The 25,461-nt window shown below is 42.0% G+C and carries 20 protein-coding genes and 1 pseudogene; 17 read left to right on the forward strand and 4 right to left on the reverse strand.

Annotated features, from left to right (window positions below; translation table 11 throughout):
- The first annotated feature begins 129 nt into the window (after positions 1-129).
- The 5 genes from KFB94_09040 to KFB94_09060 are packed head-to-tail and all read left to right on the forward strand — an operon-like array spanning position 130 to position 4,920.
- The gene (locus KFB94_09040; protein ID QVL45364.1) at positions 130-2,034 is read left to right on the forward strand and encodes an RNB domain-containing ribonuclease; all 1,905 of its coding nucleotides are present in this window, start codon (positions 130-132) and stop codon (positions 2,032-2,034) included.
- Complete coding sequence (locus KFB94_09045) at positions 2,034-2,825, forward strand: polyamine aminopropyltransferase (protein QVL45365.1); 792 nt, start codon at positions 2,034-2,036, stop codon at positions 2,823-2,825. The genes KFB94_09040 and KFB94_09045 overlap by 1 nt, the downstream gene beginning before the upstream one ends.
- Entirely contained in the window at positions 2,822-4,054 is a 1,233-nt protein-coding gene (locus KFB94_09050) for a class I SAM-dependent RNA methyltransferase (protein ID QVL45366.1), read from the forward strand. Before KFB94_09045 ends, KFB94_09050 begins: the two co-directional genes overlap by 4 nt.
- Entirely contained in the window at positions 4,051-4,422 is a 372-nt protein-coding gene (locus KFB94_09055; GenBank protein ID QVL45367.1) for a nucleotide pyrophosphohydrolase, read from the forward strand. The genes KFB94_09050 and KFB94_09055 overlap by 4 nt, the downstream gene beginning before the upstream one ends.
- A gap of 3 nt (positions 4,423-4,425) precedes the next feature.
- Positions 4,426-4,920, forward strand: coding sequence for a YbaK/EbsC family protein (locus KFB94_09060; GenBank protein QVL45368.1), 495 nt, complete (start codon positions 4,426-4,428; stop codon positions 4,918-4,920).
- A gap of 74 nt (positions 4,921-4,994) precedes the next feature.
- On the opposite strand, the gene tpx is transcribed toward KFB94_09060, so the two are convergent.
- On the reverse strand, positions 4,995-5,495 hold the full coding sequence (gene tpx, locus KFB94_09065) for a thiol peroxidase (protein ID QVL45369.1): 501 nt from the start codon (positions 5,493-5,495) through the stop codon (positions 4,995-4,997).
- 94 nt (positions 5,496-5,589) lie between these two features.
- Positions 5,590-6,756 (reverse strand): annotated as a pseudogene (locus tag KFB94_09070) (FIST C-terminal domain-containing protein).
- On the opposite strand from KFB94_09070, the gene KFB94_09075 reads away from it, so the two are divergent.
- From KFB94_09075 to KFB94_09105, 7 genes are all read left to right on the forward strand, one after another.
- Positions 6,711-7,424, forward strand: a complete 714-nt coding sequence (locus KFB94_09075; protein QVL46653.1) for a response regulator — start codon at positions 6,711-6,713, stop codon at positions 7,422-7,424. The pseudogene KFB94_09070 and the gene KFB94_09075 sit on opposite strands and share 46 nt — an antisense overlap.
- Before the next feature lie 109 nt (positions 7,425-7,533).
- Positions 7,534-10,995 carry a DNA polymerase III subunit alpha gene (gene dnaE / locus KFB94_09080; protein QVL45370.1) on the forward strand — a complete coding sequence of 1,154 codons (3,462 nt, stop codon included), beginning with the start codon at positions 7,534-7,536 and terminating at the stop codon, positions 10,993-10,995.
- A 75-nt stretch (positions 10,996-11,070) separates the two neighbouring features.
- On the forward strand, positions 11,071-12,042 hold the full coding sequence (locus KFB94_09085) for an acetyl-CoA carboxylase carboxyltransferase subunit alpha (protein ID QVL46654.1): 972 nt from the start codon (positions 11,071-11,073) through the stop codon (positions 12,040-12,042).
- Positions 12,011-13,396, forward strand: coding sequence for a tRNA lysidine(34) synthetase TilS (gene tilS / locus KFB94_09090; protein ID QVL45371.1), 1,386 nt, complete (start codon positions 12,011-12,013; stop codon positions 13,394-13,396). The genes KFB94_09085 and tilS overlap by 32 nt, the downstream gene beginning before the upstream one ends.
- A 263-nt stretch (positions 13,397-13,659) precedes the next feature.
- Positions 13,660-15,075: a sigma-54-dependent Fis family transcriptional regulator gene (locus tag KFB94_09095; protein QVL45372.1), complete on the forward strand. Its 1,416-nt coding sequence runs from the start codon at positions 13,660-13,662 to the stop codon at positions 15,073-15,075.
- Between the two features lie 52 nt (positions 15,076-15,127).
- Positions 15,128-16,342: a formate-dependent phosphoribosylglycinamide formyltransferase gene (gene purT, locus KFB94_09100; protein ID QVL45373.1), complete on the forward strand. Its 1,215-nt coding sequence runs from the start codon at positions 15,128-15,130 to the stop codon at positions 16,340-16,342.
- Positions 16,339-16,758: a group II truncated hemoglobin gene (locus KFB94_09105; GenBank protein QVL45374.1), complete on the forward strand. Its 420-nt coding sequence runs from the start codon at positions 16,339-16,341 to the stop codon at positions 16,756-16,758. The genes purT and KFB94_09105 overlap by 4 nt, the downstream gene beginning before the upstream one ends.
- A gap of 10 nt (positions 16,759-16,768) precedes the next feature.
- Here KFB94_09105 and KFB94_09110 read toward each other — a convergent pair whose 3' ends face one another.
- Both KFB94_09110 and KFB94_09115 read right to left on the reverse strand, forming a co-directional pair.
- Positions 16,769-18,172 carry a DEAD/DEAH box helicase gene (locus KFB94_09110; GenBank protein QVL45375.1) on the reverse strand — a complete coding sequence of 468 codons (1,404 nt, stop codon included), beginning with the start codon at positions 18,170-18,172 and terminating at the stop codon, positions 16,769-16,771.
- Between the two features lie 8 nt (positions 18,173-18,180).
- Positions 18,181-19,911, reverse strand: a complete 1,731-nt coding sequence (locus KFB94_09115; protein QVL45376.1) for a DEAD/DEAH box helicase — start codon at positions 19,909-19,911, stop codon at positions 18,181-18,183.
- Between the two features lie 314 nt (positions 19,912-20,225).
- Here KFB94_09115 and typA point away from each other — a divergent pair, with 314 nt between their 5' ends.
- The 5 genes from typA (at position 20,226) to thpD (ending at position 25,460) form a co-directional block, all read left to right on the forward strand.
- Positions 20,226-22,034, forward strand: a complete 1,809-nt coding sequence (typA, locus tag KFB94_09120) for a translational GTPase TypA (protein ID QVL45377.1) — start codon at positions 20,226-20,228, stop codon at positions 22,032-22,034.
- Positions 22,035-22,233: 199 nt separating this feature from the next.
- Positions 22,234-22,803, forward strand: a complete 570-nt coding sequence (gene ectA, locus KFB94_09125; GenBank protein QVL45378.1) for a diaminobutyrate acetyltransferase — start codon at positions 22,234-22,236, stop codon at positions 22,801-22,803.
- Positions 22,804-22,813: 10 nt separating this feature from the next.
- Positions 22,814-24,118, forward strand: a complete 1,305-nt coding sequence (gene ectB, locus KFB94_09130) for a diaminobutyrate--2-oxoglutarate transaminase (protein ID QVL45379.1) — start codon at positions 22,814-22,816, stop codon at positions 24,116-24,118.
- A gap of 15 nt (positions 24,119-24,133) precedes the next feature.
- A complete protein-coding gene (locus tag KFB94_09135; GenBank protein QVL45380.1) occupies positions 24,134-24,520 on the forward strand; it encodes an ectoine synthase in 387 nt (128 codons plus the stop codon).
- Positions 24,521-24,533: 13 nt separating this feature from the next.
- A complete protein-coding gene (thpD, locus tag KFB94_09140; GenBank protein QVL45381.1) occupies positions 24,534-25,460 on the forward strand; it encodes an ectoine hydroxylase in 927 nt (308 codons plus the stop codon).
- The last annotated feature ends 1 nt before the right edge of the window (position 25,461 follow it).

Consider the following 25,461-nt stretch of genomic DNA (forward strand, 5'->3'; position numbering starts at 1 on the left):
GATATTGTAGACGGATTTTTACTGATAAGTTGCAATTTCTGTATTGAATCTAGCCTTGCATAAAGTATTTAGGGTGCCACTCATGTATCATTGCGACTATCCCACTTTGCAAACAAGAATGAAAGAAGTATGAACGTATTTTATGAAGAAGGCGGTAGTTTTAAAACCGCGACCATCAAGATGGAAAACCCTGGTAGCCTGCAAGTGGAAACCGCATCAGGTAAGCGCACTAAAATTAAAACTGCCAATGTGTTGCTCAATTTTGATGATGCTTTGGATGATTTTATGGCGTTAGCGCAGGCTGAAGCAGATACTCTCGACACGGATTTTTTGTGGGAATGCAGTGAAGAAAATGAGTTTGGGTTTGAAGAGTTAGCCAAAGCCTATTATGGCGACAAGCCCAGTAATATACAGCTAGCGGCGACGGCAATTAAGGTGCACGCGGCGCCTGTGTATTTTTATCGCAAAGGAAAAGGACGCTATAAAGCCGCGCCACAAGAAACGTTAAAGTTAGCATTGGCAGCCGTAGAGAAAAAACGCTTACAAGCGGTGCAAATGGCGGAGTGGGTTGAGCAATTAAATAATCAACAGTTGCCTGCAGGATTTATTGATAAAGCGGATCATTTAATTTATCAGCCTGACAAAAATAGCTTGGAATGGAAAGCCATTGAGCAAGCTGCTGCCAGCTCAGGTCGATTGACATTAACTGTTATGGCAGATGCTGGTTTGATTGCTAGTGCGCACGATTATCACTTAGGGGCTTTTTTACGTGAGATGTTTGCTAATGGTACAGATTTTCCTGCCTTTGCTGATGTGACTGCTCAGTTAAATGCAATGGTCGCTGATTTGCCAATGAGTGAAGCTGAAGCGTTTAGTATTGATGATGCAGCCACCAATGAGATTGATGATGCGTTTAGTGTGGTTGATTTGCCAAATGGAAATAAGCGTGTCGGCATTCATATTGCTGCGCCTGCGCTTGCAGTCTTGCACGGCAGTGATTTGGATGCGGTTGTATTGGATAGGTTATCTACCGTTTATATGCCTGGTAATAAAATTACCATGTTGCCAGAAGCTATTGTGCGGCCATTTAGTTTAGATGAAGGTGAAATTAAACCTGCACTCAGTTTGTATTGCGAAGTAGCGCCTGATTTGACCGTGGTTGCAAATAAAACTAAATTAGAGCGTATTAAGGTTAAGCAAAATTTACGGCATGATAGTTTAGAGCCTTTTTTTAATAGTGAGACATTGGAAAAAGAAAGTGGTCATCCATTATGGGCGGATTTGAAGTTTTTGCATGACTTTGCCGAGTCGTTAGAAAAGGCGCGTGGCAAATATGACCCTAATCGAGCACCGCAAATTGATTACAATTTTTATGTTAATGATGGCATTGTCAGCATAGTGGCACGCGAGCGCGGATCGCCAATGGATAAGCTAGTGGCAGAGTTGATGATTTATGCCAATAGCACTTGGGGCGCTTTATTAAAAGAGGGTGAGCGTGTAGGTATTTATCGCGCGCAAACGGGCGGTAAAGTGTTTATGACGACAGAAGCGATGCCACACCAAGGCATGGGTGTGGCGCAATATGCATGGTGTACTTCGCCATTGCGCCGTGCGGTCGATTTGGTTAATCAGCGTCAAATTATGGCATTGATAAATGCAGAAGAGGCACCTTATCCCAAGGACGGTGATGCGTTAAAAGTCATCATACGAGACTTTGATCAGACCTATCAATCGTATAGTGATTTTCAAACACGCATGGAACGTTATTGGTGTTTGCAATATTTGATTCAAGAGCAATTAACCGAAGTGACCGCGACTGTTTGGCGCGAGAATTTAGTACGCATTGATGGATTGTTTTTTATTGCCAAAGTGCCCAGCTTGCCTGAGCTAAAAATAGGGACTAAAGTTGCTTTAGAAATTAAGCATATTGATACTTTATTGATGGAATTAAATAGTAAGTTTAAACATGTGGTTGCAGAAGTAGAAGCAGATTTAGAAAAGGAAGCGGTTGTTGATGAAGTGGAGAGCGAGTAGTGCGGCTATTTAATCGTAAAATTCATAAAAGCGTAGCAAATGACCATGTAGTGGAAGTCACCGAGGTGGATGGCATTCGCCAAATGCATTTAGGCTCAAAAACCGTACAAAGCGGTATGTTGGTCAAATCGCCATTAGTGTTGGTGTTTAATTATTCACGCGCCATTATGTATTTTTTACTATTCTCTGAGCAAGTTAAAAGTGTACTTACAGTAGGCTTGGGTGGGGCTTCTGTGACTAAGTATATTCATGCTTATTGTCCTGAAATAACCCAAAAAGTAGTTGAAATCAATCCGCAAGTGATTACAGTCGCGCGTAGTCATTTCTTTTTGCCAGATAACGATGAGCGGCTAGAGGTCATTCAAGCGGATGGTATTTGGTATATGGCAGAAAATCCATATTCTCATGACTGTTTGATTATTGATGGGTTTGATGCGGATGGCATTCCAGAAGGCTTTTGTACGCCAGATTTTTTCGATCAATGTTTTAATGTGCTCAAAGACAATGGCTTGTTTGTCATTAATTTATGGGGTTCGGACAAGAACTTTGATATTTATTTACAGCGCATTGAACAGACATTTTCTAATAGAGTACTGGTTTTACCAACTGGCAAACCTGGCAACATTATTGTATTTGGTTTTAAAGATCCGCTTAAACTGACTGAAAAAAAACTAAGAGAGCGGGCGTTGAAGTTAAAACAAGATCACCTAATCGACTTCACGGAGTTTTTGGACAAATTGCATGAGCAAAATGGCTACCAAAAATTGTATTCAATATTGGAATCAGTATGAACCAAACATTTTTCGCAACTTGCCCGCGTGGCTTAGAGGCGTTGTTAGTCAACGAGTTACAAAGTAGTGGTGCAAATAATATTAAACAAACCGATGGCGGCGTTTCGTTTTTAGGCGATGTAGGGTTGTGTTATTACATTAACTTGCACTCACGTATTGCCACACGTGTGTTGTGGCAAGTGACGAGAGGCAAATATGAAACGGAAGAGGATTTATTCCAAGCGGCTTACAAAGTGAATTGGCCTCATTGGTTTGATGTAAAGCATGATTTTATGGTGAAAGTGACAGGCGTGAAATGCCCGTTAAAAAGCTTGGAGTTTGCAACGCTGAAAATTAAAGATGCCATTTGCGATAAGTTTAGACTGCTTGTTGGTAGCAGGCCGTATATTGATACCAAAAAGCCGGCAGTGCGTATTCATGCTTATTTAACCGAGCAAGATTATATTTTGTATATTGATACTTCTGGAGATGCACTATATCAACGCGGCAATCGTAAAGCGAGTATAGAAGCGCCATTGCGTGAAAATTTGGCTGCGGGCGTATTGCAACTCACGGGCTGGCAAGCTGGACAGCCATTGTTAGATCCGATGTGTGGTAGCGGAACGTTTTTATTAGAGGCGGTGATGCTGGCGTTGAATATTGCGCCAGGCTTGAATAGAAGTTTTGGTTTTGAGCGCTTAAAAAACTTTGAATCTGACACTTGGAAAAAAGTGAAAAATGCCGCACAAAAAATGGTGAAGCCAGTGACTTTTCAAAAAATATATGGCAGTGACATTGATTTACGTGCCGTGCGTATCGCCAAACGTAATTTAGAAGAAGCAGGTTTTTTAGAAGCCGTGCAGTTATCACAATTTGATGTGACCGAAGTGCCGCCAGCAGCTGATCATGGCGTATTAGTCGCCAATCCGCCTTACGGTGTACGTATTGGCGAAGATGAAGATTTGGCGGTGCTTTATCCTAAATTGGGTGAAGCATTGAAGCGAAAATTTGCAGGCTGGAATGCTTATTTTTTGACCAATGATTTGCGTATGCCAAAACTCATGCGTTTATCGCCTAGCAAAAAAACACCATTGTTTAATGGACCATTAGCGTGTCGTTTATTTGAAATTAAAATGGTGGCTGGTAGTAACCGTAAAGACAAGCAAGCAGATAAAACACCATCTATTGATGAACAGCCAATAGCAGGTGTTAATCGAAAATTAACCTATAAGGACGTCAAACCGTTATGACTGACTCTATTGATCAACTAAGGAAGCGCGTGAATCAATTTGTAGCAGAACGCGATTGGTCACAATTTCATTCACCCAAGAATCTTGCAATGGCCATGATAGTGGAAGCCGGTGAAGTGGTTGAGCATTTTCAATGGATGACCGAGGCAGAAAGTGGCCAATTAGATGTGCAAAAGAAAGCGCAAGTTGGGCAAGAGCTGTCAGATACGTTTATCTATTTATTGCGGATTGCAGAAGTGTGCGGTATTGATTTAATTGAGGCTGCCAATAAAAAAATTGATCTGAATGCAAAAAAATATCCTGTCGATAAAGTCAAAGGTAGTCATGCAAAATACACGGAATATGCGTTCAATCAAACAACGGAGTAAACCATGGAATCTATCATGCAGTCAGCTGTAGTCGATTTATTAAAACACCATAACATCGCTTTTGATCTGATAGAAATCCCATTGACTGAAGACCAAAAACCAGTGCGCAGTTTGGAAGAGCTACTTGTTGCAAGCGGGTTAGCATCAGAATCGGTGGTGCGTAGTATTTTATTTCGTGGTGGTTCTGAACAGTTTTATATGCTAGCTGTTGCTGGTGGTGGACGAGCGGATTGGGGTATTTTACGCAAGCAACTCAATGAGCGACAATTGCGAATGGCTGATGTTGATGAAGTACCAGAAGTGACAGGTTATGTGGTGGGGGCCGTGCCTCCAATTGCATTGCCTAGTGGTCTAAAGGTGTTAGTCGATCAGGCCATTGTCAACTATGAAAAAGTCGTCATCGGTAGTGGCGTATTGGGCTATGCAATTGCTTTAAAGCGTGTAGATTTAATGTCTTTGCTTGCTAATGCTGAGCAAGGTTTGTTTGTGAAAGCCTAACGCTAAAAATGCTTTAGAACACTACAATATAATAAGCCCAGCATAGCTGGGCTTATTGGTTTCATACAAGCTACTTACAATGCGGCAACAGCTGCATCATAATTAGGTTCTTGTGTAATCTCAGGCACTAATTCAATGTATTTAATAATGTCATTCTCGTCGAGAATAATGACAGCACGAGCAGCTAAACCAGCCAGTTTGCTACTAAATAAAAGCACGCCGTAGTTCATCAAAAAATCGCGGCCACGCATAGTTGATAAATTGACAACATTTTCAATACCCTCCGCGGCACAAAACCTTTTTTGTGCAAACGGTAAATCGGCAGAAATATTAATGACTACTGTATTCTCCATGCTGCTTGCTCGTTCATTAAACGCACGTACTGAGCTTGCACAAGTTGGCGTGTCGATACTAGGAAATAAATTAAGTACCTTACGCTTGCCTGCATAGGTATCTAACGTTACATCTTGCAGTGCTTCGTTTACTAAAGTGAAGTTGGGGGCAGTGCTACCGATTGGGGGTAGGTTACCTGCAACATCAACAGGATTTCCTTTAAGCATTACTGAACTTGACATAATCGCCTCCTTAAAAATAGGTTTTATTAATATTGATATGTCATCATAAAACAAAACACACTTAAATAGTGCAGGTGTTTTTCAAAAAAATAAATTAAATGATTTCGCTTAAATAACCAATAGCCATCATTTGATTATGTAGCACGCTATCATTTGTATTGGGTCTTGGTGCAATTTCGCCATAGGAAAAGAAGCCAGCAATATAGGTTTGTTTGCCAAGTATTTGTTGAACCAGCTTGATCTCATCCGCCACTTGTTCTGCCATCACGCCTTTGCGTCCAACACAGCTAACGCAAAGCGCCAAACCAGTTTGGTTGGTTTTTTGATTACTTAATCCATCAAGTACAAGGTTGGCAGCAACGCCAGCACCTTCCACTAATTTGTCATGATTGGTTTGACACAAGCGAATCGTTTCGCCTTCATCAATATTGCCTGCAAAGGTCAAGCTGTTATCACGTTCATCAATCGCTAAAAGCGTGCGTATTTTCTCGACATCTCGTTTACCTTCTTCAATAATGGCCAAAGGAAATTTCAGTCCACTACCTGGTAATCCTTTAGAAAAAGCGGTACCAATATACATTTTATATAAAGGAAGTGCAGGCTTTCCATCCAATTCATAGACAACATTTTTGATTGATTTTGTCACTTTTCTTGGAGGTCCATATGGTTTCCAGCCACCAAGTGCGCCACTCGACATCAGCAATGCATCGCCATATAAGCCAATGGCAATCACCATACTATCTGAAATGGAGTCGTTAAATAACTGTAATGTTTTTGAAAATGCACCACCATCCCCAGCCAAGCCGCCAATAATGGGAGTCTAGCCTAAAATAGATTGGAAACCATTGATTAATTCGGAGCCGTTTACATGTAGGCCATCAGAAATAAGCACTACGCTACGTAATGTAATCGCCTTTAATTGTGTTGCTAAATTGGCGCCTGTTTCGAAAGAATCTTGCATCTTAGAAGATTTGCTTTGCACAACACGTTGGATGACTTTTTCCCATTGAATAGCAGTAATTTGAATGCTGTCGTCATACACGTCATTAGCGCTGATTTCTCCAGACGTTGTGCAACCCACAATCTGTGCAGTTGGGTAGCGCAAATTAAGAACGCTTTGCAATTTATTCTCATTAAATCTTTTAATGGAGCCAAACACCAACACTAAATTAGCCGTTTCTAATGGCGATTGATTAGAGAGATTGTTTAAGCTGGCTGTTGAGTCTACTGATTCTTGCGCAACTATTAAACTTAGCAGCATTTCAAATCGAAGAGCAACCTTATGCTGCAGTACTGTTATTGCGTAACGGATTACACACGATAGCACTGCATGTTGACGAGGTGATTGGTCATCAAGAAGTTGTGATGAAAGAGATTGGTACGCAGTTGGCGCGAGTGCCTGGCATTGTTGGTGCGACGGTGTCAGGTGATGGTGATATTATTTTGATCATTAACCCCGTGGTTATTTCAAACCGTCATCAGTTGGCTCTTGGTGCTTTGACGGTTAAACATATCCCTAATCAATCTGTGAAGTCGCGTGTATTGGTTGTTGATGATTCATTAACGATGCGCAAAGTGCTTGCTCGTTTGTTGGAACGTGAAGGTTATGATGTGCAAGTGGCTAAAGATGGTATGGACGCCTTGGAGTTACTCAAATTGGTGACGCCTGATATTATTTTGACCGATATTGAGATGCCACGATTAGATGGTTTTGGTTTGGCGCGCAATATTCGTGATGATGCCCGCACAGTGAATACGCCATTAATCATGATTAGCTCACGGACAGCGGAAAAACATAAAACATTGGCCAATGAAATTGGCGTTGATGCATTTTTTGGTAAACCTGTTCAAGATGGAGAGCTGCTTGCTACTATCAAAACATTACTTAATCCTGTAAACAAAAACAAACAATCATTGCCAAATAATTGATCAAACAAGGCGTGATAGCGATCTTGGTTTTGACGAATCTAAAGACAAATTTTTACTGACATTTGATTATTTAACATCATTTTTTTGCCATCAAGGGTAAAATATCCAGATGCAAGATTTCAGTCAGTCTCCTACTTTTGTTCACCTGCGTTGTCATAGCGAGTATTCTATTGTTGATGGCATAGTAAGAATTAACGATTATGTCAATGCCGCAAAAAACGATGCAATGCCCGCGCTGGCGCTGACTGATTTAAGTAATTTGTTTGGTGCTATTAAATTTTATAAGGCGGCTAGAAAGCAAGGCATTAAAGCCATCATTGGCGCCGATGTATGGTTAGAAAATAGCAAAAAGCCTGAACAGCCAACACGTGCTTTATTATTGGTGCAAAATGCATCAGGCTACACCTTATTGTGTGAGCTATTAAGTAAAGCCTATTTAGATAATCAAACAAGAGGGCGGCCAGAGTTAAAGCCAGAGTGGTTCCAGGCTGGCAGTGAAGGTCTGTTAATGCTGTCAGGCAATCAAGACAGTGATATTGGGTTAGCATTAGGGCAAAACAATGTTGTTTTAGCAAGTAAGCTAGCAAAAAGATGGTCTGAACTTTTTCCTAATCGTTTTTATCTAGAAGTGCAGCGTGCGGCTGATGATGCACAAACTGCACGACATGAGGCATTGCTACAACAACTATTGTCGATTGCCAGTTCATTAAGCTTGCCCGTTGTTGCGACGCAACCAATTCAGTTTATTAAACAAGATGATTTTACTGCTCATGAGGCGCGGACTTGTATTGCTGAAGGCTATATGTTGGCTGATAGCCGACGGCCTAAAAAATTTAGTGATCAACAATATTTTAAAACGCAGGTGCAGATGGCTCAGTTATTTGCCGATTTGCCAGAAGCATTAGCCAATACAGTTGAAATTGCAAAGCGTTGTAATTTAACGCTCACCTTAGGTGAGAATTACTTGCCCGACTTTCCTACCCCAGACCAACAAGACCTACCAACTTACTTGGCGCAAGAGTCGTTAAAAGGGTTGCATACGCGCTTGCTGCAGTTATATCCCGATGAAATGGTCAGAGCCGAAAAGTTTGATCAGTATAAAAAACGGCTAGATTTTGAATGTAATATTATCAATCAAATGGGTTTTCCAGGCTATTTCTTAATCGTGGCGGATTTTATTAATTGGGCAAAAAAGAATGGCGTTCCTGTCGGTCCTGGTCGTGGTTCTGGCGCAGGTTCGTTGGTTGCCTATAGCTTAGGGATTACTGATTTGGATCCGTTAGCCTACAATTTGCTATTCGAACGATTCTTAAATCCAGAGCGGGTTTCTATGCCTGACTTTGATATTGATTTTTGCCAAGAAGGCCGTGATCGTGTAATTGATTATGTTAAGCAAAAATATGGTTTAGATTCTGTTTCACAAATTGCCACCTTTGGTACCATGGCGGCAAAAGCAGTGATTCGAGATGTTGGCCGCGTGCTGGATTTGCCATTTAATTTTGTGGATAGTGTGGCTAAACTAATTCCGCTAGAGCTGGGCATTACTTTACAAAGTGCATTAGAAAAAGAACCGCAATTACAAGAACGACGAGAAAACGAAGAAGAAGTTGCCCAATTATTAGAGTTGGCGCTTCGCCTAGAAGGATTGGTGCGTAACGTTGGTATGCACGCAGGGGGTGTACTGATTGCACCAGGCAAGATTTCTGATTATTCGCCCATTTACTGTCAAGCTAATGGCGATAGTTTGGTCAGCCAGTTTGATAAGGATGATGTTGAAGCGGTTGGTTTGGTTAAGTTTGACTTTTTAGGATTGCGCACCTTAACCATACTCGAAATGGCAGTTGAAAATGCCAATGCACAACGAGCAATGATGGGTGAGCCGCCATTGGTTTTAGAGCAGTTACCGTTGGATGATAAAGCCACATTCAACCTGCTTAAACGTGCTAATACCACCGCTGTTTTTCAGCTTGAGTCTAGCGGTATGAAAGATATGCTCAAGCAAGCAAAACCTGATTGTTTTGAAGATATTATTGCTTTAGTTGCGTTATATCGCCCTGGTCCGATGGACTTAATTCCAGATTATTGTCGCCGTAAGCATGGACTACAACGTGTAGAGTATCCTCACCAGTCGACAGAAGTGATTTTAAAAGAAACCTATGGCATTGCTGTTTACCAAGAGCAGGTGATGCAGATTGCACAAGTGGTAGCAGGCTATAGCCTAGGTGCTGCTGATTTATTACGGCGCGCGATGGGTAAGAAAAAACCCGAAGAAATGGTTAAGCAGCGTGAGATTTTTAATGAAGGTGCGCAGAAAAATGGCTTAACTTTGCAACAATCGAATGATTTGTTTGATTTGCTCGAAAAATTTGCAGGCTATGGCTTTAATAAATCACATGCAGCGGCTTACGCCTTGGTTTCTTATCAAACTGCCTATTTAAAAGCCCATTATCCAGCAGCTTTTGCCGCCGCAACCATGTCTGCAGATATGAATAATACCGACAATGTCCGTATTTTATTTGATGATTGCGCGCCAAACGAAATAGAAATATTACCCCCTGATATTAATCAGAGTCGTTACCGTTTTCAGTCATTGAACGATAAGCAAGTACTGTATGGTTTGGGTGCGATAAAAGGGACAGGCGCAGCAGCAATTGAACTGATTTTAGCCGCACGTGAAGCCGGCCCATTTACAGATCTATTTGATTTTTGTCGTCGATTAGATCTACGTAAAGTGAATCGGCGCGTGATTGAATCATTGATCAGAGCAGGTGCGTTTGATCAACTAGATGGTAATCGGGCCGCACTATTGGCAGGGGTCAGTATGGCGATAGGTGCGGCGGAGCATGCTAATAATCATGCCGGACAAGACAGTTTATTTGGTGAAGAAATGGGTGTTCAGCATCAACTGCCCGCTGTTGAAGCATGGCGTCCAGAACAACAATTACAAGAAGAAAAGGCGGCGCTAGGATTTTACATAAGTGGACACCCTTATTCAGAAAGTAAGGCTGAAATCGCACAATTTGTGCATGGAACATTAGCCGATATTGCACCGCAAAAAACGCCTAAATTAATTGCAGGCGTAGTGATGGGTGTGCGTGTTCGCATGACACAACGAGGCAAGATGGCCATTGTAACCTTAGACGATGCAGTGGCTCGTGTAGATGTAGTGGTTGCGGGTGATTTGTTGACTGAAGCTGCCCATTTGATCAAAGAAGACCAGATTTTGGTGATAGAAGGTCGGATTAGTCATGATGATTTTTCAGGCGGCAATCGGGTCAGTGCAAACAAAATATTTGATTTGCCATCAGCCAGAAGTGCATATGCAAGTATGCTCAAAATTGCCTGCAATGGCCAGTCTGATGCGGCTAAGCTTATCGCTATCTTGCAGCCTTATTGCAAAGGTGAAGAGGCTGAAAAAAAGCGATGCCCAGTAAAAATTGAATATCACAATGCTACCAGCCAAGTGGGTTTAATGCTTGGCAATGCGTGGCGCGTTACGTTAGAAGATGATTTACTTCATCGTTTAGAGGCTTGGTTATCAAAAGAAAATGTAAAAATCCTTTATAATTAGGACTGATAGTTTCGCTAAAATTGATTGAATAACTAAGATGAGTGAAAAAACATGGGTGATAAAAGAGCAACAGAGATGAAATTGACTTATTTAGAATTTGAGCAGCCGATTGCTGAACTAGAAAAGCGTATTGAATCTCTACAAGCAGCACACGATGAACATGAAGATCTAGACGTGGCGAAAGAAGTAGCTCAGCTAGAGAAGAAAAATGCGCAATTATTGGCAGATACCTATAAAAATTTAGATGCATGGCAAGTGTCCCAAGTGGCGCGTCACCCGCAACGTCCTTATACCTTAGACTACATTAGACACATATTCACAGGCTTTGAAGAATTGCACGGTGATCGTGCATATGCGGATGATCCAGCAATTGTTGGCGGCATGGCACGTTTAGATGATGTGCCAGTAATGGTTATTGGTCAGCAAAAAGGCCGTGATGTAAAAGCACGGCAATACCGCAACTTTGGTATGCCGCGACCAGAAGGCTATCGTAAAGCATTACGTTTATTCAGGCTTGCTGAAAAGTTTAAATTGCCGATTGTTACATTAATCGATACCCCAGGTGCTTATCCTGGGATCGGTGCAGAAGAACGTGGTCAATCAGAGGCGATTGCGAGAAACTTATACGTGATGGCGGAATTGAAAACCCCAATAATAGGGGTGGTGATTGGCGAAGGGGGGTCGGGTGGTGCGCTTGCATTGGGCGTGGTTGATCAGCTATTAATGTTACAACACGCCACTTATTCAGTGATATCGCCAGAAGGTTGTGCTTCAATTTTGTGGAAGAGCGCAAGCAAGGCACCAGAAGCTGCTGAAACATTAGGGATTACTGCGGTAAGATTGAAAGCATTGGGGTTGGTTGATCAAATCATTCCTGAGCCCATAGGCGGTGCGCATCGAGATCAAGAAGCGATGATGGCTACTTTGAAAAAGGCCCTTAAAAGTAATTTAGCCGCTTTGCAAAAAATGCCAACAGAAAAGCTCTTAGAAACAAGATACACTCGCCTAATGAGTTATGGTAAGTTCAAAGAAACTGCCAGCAAATAATGTGCAGGATAATGAATCTTGCACACTGCTGAGTCAACTTAAGCTTTTCTTAACCAGTTTTTTTAAGCAACATCAACTCGTCCACCCAACTTTATTGGTTGCTTATAGTGGTGGATTAGATTCTACAGTGCTATTGCACGCCATGCATCAACTGCAAAGTGAACTGACTTTTGCTTTAACCGCTATGCATGTCCATCATGGTTTAAGTTTCAATGCTGATGATTGGGCGAATTTTTGTGAGAAAAATTGCAACCACTTAGGCATTCCATTACAACAGTGCCAAGTGCGCATTGATCAAGACAGCGGTTTAGGGCTAGAGGCAGCGGCGAGAAATGCCCGCTACCAAGCGCTGCAAACGACCAATGCTGATTTTATTTGTCTAGCACACCATCAAGATGATCAAGCTGAAACATTGCTACTGCAATTGGCTAGAGGGTCGGGTGTCAAGGGGTTGGCTGGTATGGCGCAAATTGACGAGAAGCGCCGTTTAGTCAGGCCTTTATTGCATGCTAGCCGTCACGCGTTAGCTTTATATGCAAAAGCGCATCAATTGCAGTGGATTGATGATGAAAGCAATGCGGATACTTCCTTTAATCGTAATTTTATCAGGCATGAGCTATTGCCAATTTTCAGTAAACGCTACACAAGTATCACAAAAACACTAGCACGCTCGGCATCGCATATGGCAGAAGCAAATCAACTGTTAGATGAATTGGCATTACTTGATGCTTCAACTGTGCTGGATAAACAATACAAAACGGTTCGTATTGCGTCATTGATTAAACTGAGTCAGGCGAGAAAAAATAATGTAATCCGTTTTTGGCTGAATCAAAATAATGTCGAATTACCCAATGCAAGCTTGTTAGGGCAAATATTACAACAGCTAACCACTGAAAAAGCAGATGCTGCAATTAAGATAAAAGTAGCAGAAAAATTATATGTAATGCGTTATCAAGGCTTGGCATATTTGGTCATCGAGCAAAATGCTTTAGCACCGATTAATTTGTTATGGCAGGGTGAAGAGATTGTCATGTTACCCAATTTGTCGCGCCTGTATTTTACCGTTCAAAAGGGCAAAGGCTTTGCCTATCAGCGCGGCGGTAGCGATATCAAGTTGCGTATTAAAAACAGGGAAGGTGGCGAGTATTTCAAACCCACATTAGGCCGACCCAGACGCCACTTAAAAACCGTGATGCAAACAAGTCAAATTCCCCCTTGGCAACGCGCACAATTACCACTTATTTTTATGGATGAAACCTTAGTGATTATTCCCAATATCGGATGCGATGCAGAAATGGAAGCACAAAGTCACGAAGCTGGATTAATTGTTCGTTGGGAACCTGCTACACATTAAGGTCACGCACACATTTATCAAAAATGGCTGATATAAACCATTGTAGGTGGTTAATTTCAGCCGATTTTGTATAATATGATTGGTTCATTGAGCAGTTGACTTATTCGGTGTTGATTAATAACGATTTTTGGCTGCTAATCAATATTGGAATGTATTTTGCTTTTAATGTTTCAAAGATGATGAAGCGTTAACAATAATAGACGCCTATACTCAGCGGGTTAAATGACAATGCATTATCAATTTAGTAATCAAGGGAGTAATGATTGACCACGCAATCGCAAATAAATACCCAGCGTATTCACGATAATCAACAAAGTAAAATACTCATTGTAGAGGATGAGACTCTGTTTGCGCGTGCAGTCGTCAAACATCTTAAAAAAGCAGATTTCGATTGTGAGTATGTGGCCAATTTAAAAGATGCGCGTGCACTACTTAAACAATTTTTACCAGATCTGGTTTTGTTGGATATGCGATTACCTGATGGTAATGGATTAGACTTAATTGCTGAGCTGATTGATAACAATATTAAGGTGATTGTGATGACAGCTTATGGTGAAGTTGCAGATGCTGTGCAAGCAATTAAGTTGGGCGCTGCTGATTATCTTAAAAAGCCAATCGATTTGGATGAGCTGTTATTGGTTATTCAAAAAAATGAAAAAGCGATTGAGCTACAATCCAGTTTAGATAATGCTAAGCAACGCAATGCACATGATAGCGAAGGCGTTTCATTGTTGGGAGATAGCCCAGCTATGCAAAGCATTCGCATGCAAATTGAGCGTATTGCGCAATTGGGACGTTTGGTTGAGGCTATCCCGCCTACCGTACTCATCACAGGCGAAACGGGAACGGGTAAAGATGTTGCGGCGCGCATATTGCATTTGTCATGTGCGCAAAAAGAAAAACCTTTTGTGCATGTTGATTGTGCTTCATTACCTACAGAATTAATCGAAAGCGAGTTATTTGGCCACGAAAAAGGTGCGTTTACCAACGCAACAACTAGCCGCCCTGGCTTAATAGAGGCGGCTGAGGATGGTACTTTGTTTCTAGATGAAATTGGTGAGATTCCGTTACCATTACAAGCCAAATTATTAAATGTGCTTGAAAGACGTAAAGTGCGGCGCTTAGGTTCCACAAAAGAATACCATGTGCCTGCAAGAATTATTGCAGCCACCAATAGAGACTTGCATGAAATGTCAAATGCTGGGCGTTTTCGATCAGACTTATACTTCAGATTAAATGTCATTAGTCTGGCAATGCCGCCGCTGCGAGAGCGCGAAGGGGATGCTGTGAGACTGGCGAAATATTTTATGCAACAAACTGAAGACCGATATGGCCTAAATGCACACACATTAACTATCAGTGCAATAGAAGCCATTCAAGCGTATCGATGGCCAGGTAATGTGCGTGAATTAAAACACCTTATTAGTCGAGCAGTTTTATTAAGCCACCAAAGTAATATTTTTGCAGGTGATATCGGTTTGCCTGATGATGCCATAGATAAGTTAACTCTACAGACCGCTGGTGACACGCCAAGTCCTACATTAGATGCCACAGAAAGACGCATGTTGATCGCGGCATTAGAAGCATCCCATAACAACGTATCTCAGGCAGCCCGTTATCTTGGCATTACACGTATGAAAATGCGTTATCGTATGGAAAAACACGGCATCAATATTTAGCTTCCAACCTCATCGTGGTATGATTTCACTCATTAAAAAACGGAGTTTTTACATGAGTGATGCTGTTAGACTAGGGACCCCTTTATCCTCTTCTGCCACTAAAGTTATGCTGCTTGGCAGTGGTGAACTGGGTAAAGAAGTGATTATTGCATTGCAACGCCTTGGTGTTGAAGTAATTGCAGTCGATCGATATGAAAATGCCCCTGGTCACCAAGTTGCACACCGGGCTTACACCATGGATATGACCGATGGCGAAGCTTTAAAAGCATTGGTTGCAAAAGAGTCTCCAGATCTAATTGTGCCTGAAATCGAAGCGCTCAATACCAATGCTTTGGCAGATATTGAACTATCAGGTACTTGTCAGGTTATTCCAACTGTAAAAGCAGTACAACTCACCATGAATCGCGAAGGTATTCGGCGTCTTGCAGCTGAAACGCTACAATTGCCGACGTCGCCATATGCCTTTGCGAGAAGTGAAGAAGCGCTACTGGCAAGTATTAATAGAGGCATTGGTTATCCATGTTTTATTAAACCGACCATGTCTTCATCAGGTAAGGGACAGTCTCGAATTACCAACGCGAGTGAGGTGAAAGCAGCTTGGGATTATGCGGCAAGTGGTGGTCGTGTTAATCAAGGGGTTGTGATTGTGGAAGGGCAAATTGATTTTGATTTTGAAATTACCTTACTCACAGTCCGGGCAAAAAATATAGATGGAGCAATTCAAACTTACTATTGCGAACCAATTGGACACCGGCAAGAACGAGGCGACTATGTGGAAAGCTGGCAGCCTCAAGCGATGTCAGCAGCAGCGCTTAAAGCGGCGCAAGCAGTCGCTAAATCCATTACCGATGCTTTAGGAGGCTTAGGTGTGTTTGGGGTAGAGTTATTTGTTAAAGGTGATCAAGTTTGGTTTTCTGAAGTAAGCCCGCGGCCGCATGACACGGGTATGGTGACGATGTGTAGTCAACGTCTTAATGAATTTGAATTACATGCGCGAGCTATTTTAGGTTTGCCAGTAGATGTTGCGCTTACTCAACCTGGTGCAAGTGCCGTGATTTATGGTGGTGTTGATAGTGATAATCTCACTTATTCAGGTTTAGAAGCAGCGTTAGCCATCCCGAATAGCGATATCCGTTTATTTGGTAAACCAACTGCCTTTGTGCATCGTCGTATGGGGGTGGCATTGGCGACAGCATCTGACACAACTGAAGCCAGAGCGAATGCGCAAAAAGTTGCTAGCTTAGTGAAAACTAAAGTGCATGTATGATCGATAAAATTGAAGAAGTCGGTGCAGATAAATCGACTTTTTATGCATTATTAGGCGGCGATAATTCCGGTATCGAAACCATAAGGTTACTGGTGGAGACTTTTTATGACATCATGGATAGTGATCCTAAAGTAAAGCAGTTGCGCGCGATACATCAAGCTGATTTGACTGAAGCTCGGGAAAAATTATTCATGTTTCTATGTGGCTGGACAGGCGGCCCTCAACTCTATATTGAGCGATATGGACATCCCCGTTTACGCGCACGGCACATGCCGTTTAGTATCGGCGAAACGGAGAGAGATCAATGGATGTATTGTATGATTGCCGCTATGCATAAAATAGGGATTGAAGAGCCAGTATTAACAAAGTTAGCGACGCAACTCTATGGCGTCGCAGACTTTATGCGTAATCAATAGCCATTTATCGCTACTTCAGGCCACCAAGCAAAGCGGCAAGGGGCGCTTTACGATTTTTTGATAATACGCGTTTGCTTTGATTGACATGTTCGCCATTTGTTTTGCTCGGCACATAAGGTTGGTCAAACCAAGGATCTTGGTTTTTATGTTGTTTCTTAACAGCAGTATTGCGTGGTAGGCTAGCCATTTTTGATGATGGTAACCGAGAGCTTCTTTGCGCTGATACCACTATTGTTTCACGCGGAATACCCTTTTTGATGAGTTTTTCTATTTCTACAAAATACTTTTCTTCATCTTCAGAAACTAATGAAATTGCAATACCACTAGCGCCTGCGCGGCCAGTACGACCAATCCGATGCACATAGTCTTCTGGAGCAGAAGGGATTTCATAATTAATCACCATTGGCAAATCACTAATATCCAAACCACGTGCAGCAACGTCAGTTGCTACTAATGCCGTAATCTTGCCATCTTTAAACGCATCTAAAGCAGCAATACGTTCTTTCTGTGTTTTATCACCATGAATGGCATCAGCTTTAAAACCTTCACGTTCTAACGCTCGACTTAATCTACTCGCTGTTACTTTTGTTTTGGTGAAAACAATCACTTGATTTTCACCTTCTTTTTTAAGTAATTCGATTAACACAGCTTGTTTATCACTCTGCGCTGTTGCATAAGCTTTTTGCTGTACATTTTCAGACGTGGCATTACTCCGAGCAACTTCAATTAATGTGGGATTATTAAGAAATTCATCCGATAACTTTTTAATCTCTGTAGAGAAGGTTGCTGAGAACATCAAGGTTTGCCGGTTTTTAGGCAGTAAGGCCAAAATACGTTTTAAATCAGGCATAAAGCCCATATCTAACATACGGTCAGCCTCATCTAGCACTAAAATTTGTACTTGATTCAGTTGTATCGATTTTTGTTCAATATGATCCAATAAGCGGCCTGGCGTGGCGACTAAAATTTCAACACCTGCCTTTAGCGGTGGCAATTGTTTTTTAATATCAACACCGCCAAACACAACCAAACTGCGTAAATCGGTATTCTTAGCGTAGGTTTTGACACTTTCTTCTACTTGAATTGCCAGCTCACGCGTTGGTGCTAATACTAATGCACGAACAGGATGTTTTGCTGGCGAAGTGCTAGCGCTCGCCAAAGGCAATAGCTTATGCAAAATAGGTAAGGTAAATGCAGCTGTTTTACCTGTACCAGTTTGCGCACCAGCCATCAAGTCAGCACCGGTCAAAGCGAGTGGAATGGCCTGTGCTTGAATAGGCGTAGGTGTTGTATAGCCCGTATCAGCCACTGCTTGCAGCAATGGCGCTGCAAGCCCAAGTGATTGGAAGTTAATCACTTCTGATGAGGTGGCTACGGTTATTTCTGTTTGTTTCGTTTCGTTTTTATCTGTCATAAGCAAAATTAAGCGAAGTTGCGTGAACGTCTAGCGCCATCGTTATCAGAACGGCGTGGGGACTGATTGCCTGCAGGTATGCCACTACGTTGTGGGCGTGGCTTACCAAATTTTTCATTCGATATCTTCGCCGAGCCTCTATTTGTTCCCGTATTAGCGCCTGTATTTGCAACATGATGTCGGCTAGTTTGGTGGCGACCATTGCCAACGCCACGTGCTACTTCTTTTGCAAACTGTAAATTGGTATCTTTTGTGTAATGTACGCTATTGCCATTGACTTCAGACGACTGACCAACTTGGGCATCATTGCTACGAGCTGGACGACTTTTTGCTGGTCTTTCACTGAAGCGCGATTCATTTGGTTTACCTCTTGATGGACGATCGGCTGCGGCACGATCACCAAAGCTGCGACCCTTTTGGCCGCCATTATCACGTGAATTACCACGTGAATCGTTGCTAGAACGGCCTTTAAAGCCACCACCAGCGCGTGAATCATTACTGCGGCCGCCACGAGCTTTGCGTTTGCCTTCTGGGGCGTTCATGTTAATTGGACGTTTAGGTTCAAATCCTTCAATCACTGAGGCTTCAAGACGTTGGCCGGTATACTCTTCAATTTTGCGTAATACGTGTCTATCCATATTGGTTGCAAATGCAATTGCAATCCCTTTTTGACCAGCACGACCAGTACGGCCAATACGATGCACATAATCTTCAGCAAATTTAGGCAAATCATAGTTAATCACATGACTAATCCCTTTGACATCAATACCACGCGCTGCCACATCGGTTGCAACTAATACTTTAACATCGCCATGACGCAGTTTTGTTAAGGTTCTGTTGCGTGCACCTTGTGTCATATCGCCGTGTAATGCAGCTGTTTTATGACCAGCAGCATATAAATCTTCTGCTAATAAATCTGCATGGCGTTTGGTGCTCGTGAAAATAATTGCTTGTTCAACATCTGGCTCAATAAGCAGATGCTCAAGCAGTTTGTTTTTATGATTCATATCATCAACATGGTGTAAACGTTGCTCAATGTTTTCATGTTTTTCTTTTTGCGCAGCAACTTGAATGGTCACAGGATTATTTAAAATATCTTGCGCAATACGACCGATATTGCCATCTAATGTTGCCGAGAATAATAAAGTTTGACGCTCTTTAGGTAATGCATCGCAAATGCGTTGTACATCTGGCATAAAGCCCATGTCTAACATGCGATCAGCTTCATCTAATATCAACATTTGCAAACGGCTTAAATCAACTCGACCGCGCTCCATATGGTCAATAAAGCGACCTGGTGTTGCGACTAAGATATCTAACGGTTGTGATAATAATTTGTTTTGTAATGGATAAGGCATGCCGCCGACGATACTCACGGTACGTGCGCGAATGTATTTACCATATTTGCGAGCTGAGTCATTGACTTGTGCCGCTAATTCTCGTGTCGGTACTAATACCAAAATACGTGGGCCACGGCTATTTGATGCGTGTGGCGTAGCTAATAAGTTGAGTGCTGGGAGTGTAAAGCCAGCTGTTTTTCCTGTGCCTGTTTGGGCTGAGGCTAATATATCTCTACCGTCTAAAACAGCTGGGATAGCTTGCGCTTGAATAGGCGTAGGGATGACATAACCCGCTTCTGCAACTGCTTTAAGGATAGATGGATGTAAATTTAATGATTCAAATGTAACTGAAGACAATGTAGTGTCCCTTTCAAAAATAACAAAAAAGGGCGCAAGCAATAACGAAATATGTCATTTGTATAGATGCATAGACATCTATTAGATGATGAACACAAACGCAAGAAGACAATAATGTAGATAGAAGCTTCTTTTACCGGCGCGCTGGCATAGCCACTAACCGATAAAATAAGAAGTAACGTCACTATTTCACGCGTTACGAAAGGTCAGGGCGATGAATCTAAAACTGCTTAAATTACTTAAGATTAAGTTTTAACTTGGGCGCAGTATAACCATTTATTTTGTAATGTCAAATAATAAAGTCAAGTTATTGTGTTAGAATCGCGCCCTTCTGAACCTATTGGCAGCTTAACTAAATGTCTCGCAATTTAAGAAATATCGCAATTATCGCCCACGTTGACCATGGAAAAACAACCATGGTTGATAAACTACTCCAGCAATCAGGTACGTTTGCTTCACATCAAGCCGTTACAGAACGGGCGATGGATAGCAATGATCTTGAAAAAGAACGTGGCATTACCATTTTAGCCAAAAACACGGCGCTAACTTACGAAGGCACACGTATTAATATCGTGGATACGCCGGGCCATGCTGACTTTGGCGGCGAAGTGGAGCGTGTGTTGGGTATGGTAGATGGTGTGCTGCTTTTGGTTGACGCGGTTGATGGGCCCATGCCACAAACTCGCTTTGTGACCAAAAAAGCCCTAGCACTTGGTTTAAAACCAATTGTAGTCATTAACAAGGTTGATCGTCCAAGTGCGCGCACTGACTGGGTGATTGATCAAACATTTGATTTGTTTGCCAACTTAGGCGCTACTGACGATCAATTAGACTTTCCAATTGTGTATGCGTCTGCATTAAATGGTTTTGCTATGCTAGATATGAGTGAAACAACAGACAATATGCGCGCTGTTTTTGAAACGATTCTTAAACATGTTGAGCCGCCTAAGGGGGATGCTAATGCGCCATTGCAAATGCAAGTATCGGCGTTAGATTATTCAACGTACACAGGCCGTTTAGGGGTTGGACGCGTATTAAATGGTCGCGTTAAAACAGGTCAAGCGGTTGCTATTATGCATGGTGATGAGCAAATTGGTACGGGTAAAATTAGCCAAGTGCTTGGGTTTGAGGGTTTAGAGCGTGTTGAAATTCCAGAAGCAGAAGCGGGCGACATTATTATTATTGCTGGTTTAGACCAAATTGGTATTGGTTACACAATTTGTGATCGTGATAAACCAGTTGGCTTGCCACATTTAGGTGTGGATGAACCTACGCTTACGATGGATTTTATGGTCAATACATCGCCACTAGCAGGTACAGAAGGTAAATTTATTACCTCACGTCAAATTCGTGACCGTTTAACAAAAGAGTTGCTAGTCAATGTTGCATTGCGCGTTGAAGATACCGAAGATGCTGATATTTTCCGTGTGTCTGGTCGTGGTGAGTTGCATTTAACCATTCTGTTAGAAAATATGCGTCGTGAAGGTTTCGAAATTGCAGTTGGTAAACCAAAAGTGGTCTTCCGTGAAATTAATGGTGAGAAATGTGAGCCATATGAAATTTTAACCGTTGACGTGGAAGATGATAACCAAGGGCCTGTCATGGAAGAGCTAGGTCGTCGCAAAGGTGAAATGCAGAATATGGAGTCAGATGGCAATGGACGTACACGGTTAGAGTATAAAATTCCAGCACGCGGTTTGATTGGTTTCCAAGGTGAATTTTTAACCTTAACACGCGGTACTGGTTTGATGGCCCATATTTTTGATGAATATGCACCAGTAAAACCAGATATGCCAGGCCGTCGTAATGGGGTGTTAATTTCTTCAGAAAAAGGCGAGGCCGTTGCTTACGCGTTATGGAAATTACAGGATCGTGGCAAAATGTTTGCTAGTCCAGGCGACAAACTCTACGAAGGAATGATTATTGGTATTCACAGCCGCGATAATGATTTGGTCGTCAATCCAATTAAAGGTAAACAATTAACCAATGTGCGTTCTTCAGGCACCGATGAAGCGGTGCGCTTAATCACGCCAATTGCTATTACATTAGAAAGTGCTGTTGAGTTTATTGATGATGATGAGTTGGTGGAAATTACGCCAAAAACTATCCGTATTCGCAAACGTTTCTTGCTAGAGCACGAACGTAAGAGAGCATCAAAAGATTAATATAATCACTCAGTTAAGATATTAAAAAGCCACCCATGAGGTGGCTTTTTTTTGCCTATCGGTAATGATTAAAATCACGTCCTTGTTAGGGGTAGCATTTTATGCTATTATAAGCACCTGATTTTTAATGATAAATTATATAAACCATTTATAACGAGTTATTTTTTAACACAATTAACCGATGAATTAAGGAGAAGTTTTGACATTAACAAATGTTCAAAACCACCAAGAAACACACACCAATTATCATGAATTTGATGCCATACCTTCAGTCAAATTCCGTCCGCCAAATGCGCTTGATGGTCATGCCGTTACAGCGCTAATAAAAAATGCACCACCGCTAGATAATAACGCATCCTATTGTAATTTATTGCAGTGTACGCATTTTGCATCAACCTGTGTGCTGGCAGAAGCTAATCATCGTATTGTAGGTTGGTTGTCTGCCTATATACCGCCTGATCAACATGACCATATTTTTATATGGCAAGTAGCGGTTGCTGCAGAAGCAAGAGGAAAAGGTTTAGCAAGACATTTGTTAATGGCATTGCTCAGACGTAACGCTTTAGCCAATGTAAGTTATCTCACCACAACGATTACGCAAGACAATCAAGCATCGTGGGCGTTGTTTGAAGGTTTTGCAAGATCGCATCAATTATCGATCAGTAACAAGCCCTATTTTGAAAAAGAACACCACTTTCATGGTAGTCATGAAACGGAGTTTTTGGTCAAAATTGGCCCATTCGATATTCAAAAGATTTTAAGCAATTAAGGAGTTTACCATGTCAAAAATACCTCATCCTAGTCAAAAGAATCAAACCAATACTGCCATTTTTGAACGCAGAGAATCAAATGTAAGAAGCTATGCACGCGCAATGCCTAGAAAGTTTATCAAAGCACAGGGGGCTTGGATGCATGATAGTAATGAAGGACATTATCTTGATTTTTTGTCTGGTTGTGCTTCCCTTAATTATGGACACAATCATCCTGTGCTTAAAGAGGCATTGATGCAATATATTGCCAATGATGGGATTGCGCAAGGATTGGATTTGCATACACAAGCAAAAGCTGATTTTTTAAATGCATTTGAAACACTTATTTTAAAGCCAAGACAATTAGACTATCGCGTGATGTTCACAGGGCCTACTGGGACGAATGCGGTGGAGGCTGCGATTAAGTTGGCGCGTAAAGTCACGCAACGTGAGTTAATCGTTTCGTTCACCAATGGTTATCATGGTATGACACTCGGTGCACTAGCCTGTACTGGCAATGCTGAAAAACGCAATGGGGCGGGGGTGCCACTTAATCATGTCGTGCATGAGCCTTTTGATGGTTATTTTGGTGACAATGTTGATACTGCCGATATGTTAGATAAGCGATTGTCCGATCCTTCAAGTGGCTTGGATAAGCCGGCTGCGATTTTGCTAGAAACGGTACAAGGGGAAGGTGGTTTAAATGCCGCATCTACGCCATGGCTATGCAAAATTGCTGATATTGCGAAACGGCATGGTGCCTTGTTGATTGTTGATGACATTCAAGCTGGTTGTGGGCGTACCAATGGATTCTTTAGCTTTGAAGGCATGGGATTCACACCAGATATTGTCACTATGTCAAAATCATTATCGGGGATGGGTTTACCTTTTGCGGTTGCATTATTCAATCCTAATTTAGATATTTGGTCGCCTGGTGAACATAATGGTACTTTCCGAGGTAATAATCATGCTTTTGTGACTGCCACCGCAACGCTAAAACACTTTTGGTCTGACAATCGGTTTATTACTGAAGTGCAGCAAAGAGCGCAGTATCTACATGCGCGACTAGAAAAGATGGCAGACAAATATGGCTTTAGCACGCGCGGAAAAGGCATGATGCGTGGTATTGATGTTGCTTCTGGCGAGATGGCTTCCAAAGTGACATCGGATGCATTTGATAAAGGACTAATTATTGAAACCAGTGGGGCTTTTGATGAGGTTGTTAAAGTGTTGGCGCCACTGACTATCACCGAAGCGGAAATGGCAAAAGGTCTTGATATTTTAGATCAAAGTATTCGCCATGCTTGTTCACAACAAGTTAGCGCGGCAGCGTAGTCAGGAGAAGATTGCATGATTTTGCGTCATCTAAACGATATTCGTCATAGTGAGCGTAATGTAAAGGCTAAAGATTGGGAAAGCGCACGTATGCTACTAAAGCAAGATGGAATGGGCTTTTCATTTCATATTACAACTTTGTATGCTGGTGCAGAAATTCAAATGCAATACCTCAATCACCTTGAGTCTGTTTTTATTTTGCAAGGTAAAGGAAGCATTGAGGATTTAGCCAGTGGCGATATACATCAATTGTCGCCTGGTACGATGTATGCGCTCAATGCCCACGATCATCATGTATTAAGAATTGAGCAAGAAATAGTCTGTGCTTGTGTCTTTAATCCACCAGTATCTGGTCGAGAAGTACATGATGATAATGGTTCATATCCAGCAGATAGTGATTAACTGAGTAAAAAGGTTGCTAAATATTCATTACACAAACGATAATTACCCAAGCAGACAGACTCCAAAAGCAACTTTAATTGAGCGCCTAGACCCCGTATGTTATGGCAAATGGCAGTCTTCATCGCCCTTAACAAAAGTGCAGTTAGACCACTTCAATCAAAATGGATATCTGCTTCTTGAGAATCTCTTTACAGCAGATGAGGTTGTGCATTTGCAAGCTGAAGCAAAGCAAGCTCTATTGAATGCATCTGCATTGCGTCAAGAAACAGTCATTACCGAGCTTGACAGTCATGAGGTAAGGTCGATATTTGATATTCACCTACAGTCACAGTTGATGGGCCGTCTCGCTTCAGATCAACGTTTGGCTGAAGTGGCTGCTTTATTGCTTGATGATCGAGTGTATATCCATCAATCGCGCTTGAATTATAAACCTAGTTTTGTTGGGGAGGCGTTTTATTGGCATTCAGATTTTGAAACATGGCATGTTGAAGATGGCATGCCGCGGATGCGCGCCTTATCCATCTCTGTATTGCTGACAGAAAATACACCGTATAACGGATCATTGATGTTGGTACCTGGTTCTCATCGTTTGTTTTTATCTTGTATTGGAGAAACGCCCGATAATCACTATCAGTCATCGCTGAAGAAGCAAGAGTTTGGTGTGCCAGACCAAGCGAATTTAGAAAAAATGGTACGTGATTTTGGTATAGTCAGTCCAACAGGGCCACCTGGCTCTGTCTTGATTTTCGATTGTAATATGATGCATGGCTCTAATAGTAATATCACACCGATGCCGCGTTCAAATACTTTTTTTGTTTATAACGCCATGTCTAATCGTTTGGTGCAGCCTTATGGTAATCAAGCGCCAAGACCTGATTTTGTTGCTTGCCGCACGCCAACGCCGATAAATCCGCAAGGTGGCTATCTGTCACGTGTGTAAT

The sequence above is a fragment of the Methylophilaceae bacterium genome, from assembly GCA_018398995.1.
In the GTDB taxonomy this organism is placed as follows: Bacteria; Pseudomonadota; Gammaproteobacteria; order Burkholderiales; family Methylophilaceae.

Coding starts and splice junctions, on each gene's coding strand:
- KFB94_09060 (QVL45368.1), top strand. CDS start 4,426: ATGGAATCTATCATGCAGTCAGCTGTAGTCGATTTATTAAAACACCAT.
- KFB94_09055 (QVL45367.1), top strand. CDS start 4,051: ATGACTGACTCTATTGATCAACTAAGGAAGCGCGTGAATCAATTTGTA.
- KFB94_09105 (QVL45374.1), top strand. CDS start 16,339: ATGATCGATAAAATTGAAGAAGTCGGTGCAGATAAATCGACTTTTTAT.
- ectB (QVL45379.1), top strand. CDS start 22,814: ATGTCAAAAATACCTCATCCTAGTCAAAAGAATCAAACCAATACTGCC.
- dnaE (QVL45370.1), top strand. CDS start 7,534: ATGCAAGATTTCAGTCAGTCTCCTACTTTTGTTCACCTGCGTTGTCAT.
- KFB94_09050 (QVL45366.1), top strand. CDS start 2,822: ATGAACCAAACATTTTTCGCAACTTGCCCGCGTGGCTTAGAGGCGTTG.
- KFB94_09085 (QVL46654.1), top strand. CDS start 11,071: ATGAAATTGACTTATTTAGAATTTGAGCAGCCGATTGCTGAACTAGAA.
- KFB94_09040 (QVL45364.1), top strand. CDS start 130: ATGAACGTATTTTATGAAGAAGGCGGTAGTTTTAAAACCGCGACCATC.
- KFB94_09135 (QVL45380.1), top strand. CDS start 24,134: ATGATTTTGCGTCATCTAAACGATATTCGTCATAGTGAGCGTAATGTA.
- purT (QVL45373.1), top strand. CDS start 15,128: ATGAGTGATGCTGTTAGACTAGGGACCCCTTTATCCTCTTCTGCCACT.
- tpx (QVL45369.1), bottom strand. CDS start 5,495: ATGTCAAGTTCAGTAATGCTTAAAGGAAATCCTGTTGATGTTGCAGGT.
- tilS (QVL45371.1), top strand. CDS start 12,011: ATGGTAAGTTCAAAGAAACTGCCAGCAAATAATGTGCAGGATAATGAA.
- KFB94_09110 (QVL45375.1), bottom strand. CDS start 18,172: ATGACAGATAAAAACGAAACGAAACAAACAGAAATAACCGTAGCCACC.
- typA (QVL45377.1), top strand. CDS start 20,226: ATGTCTCGCAATTTAAGAAATATCGCAATTATCGCCCACGTTGACCAT.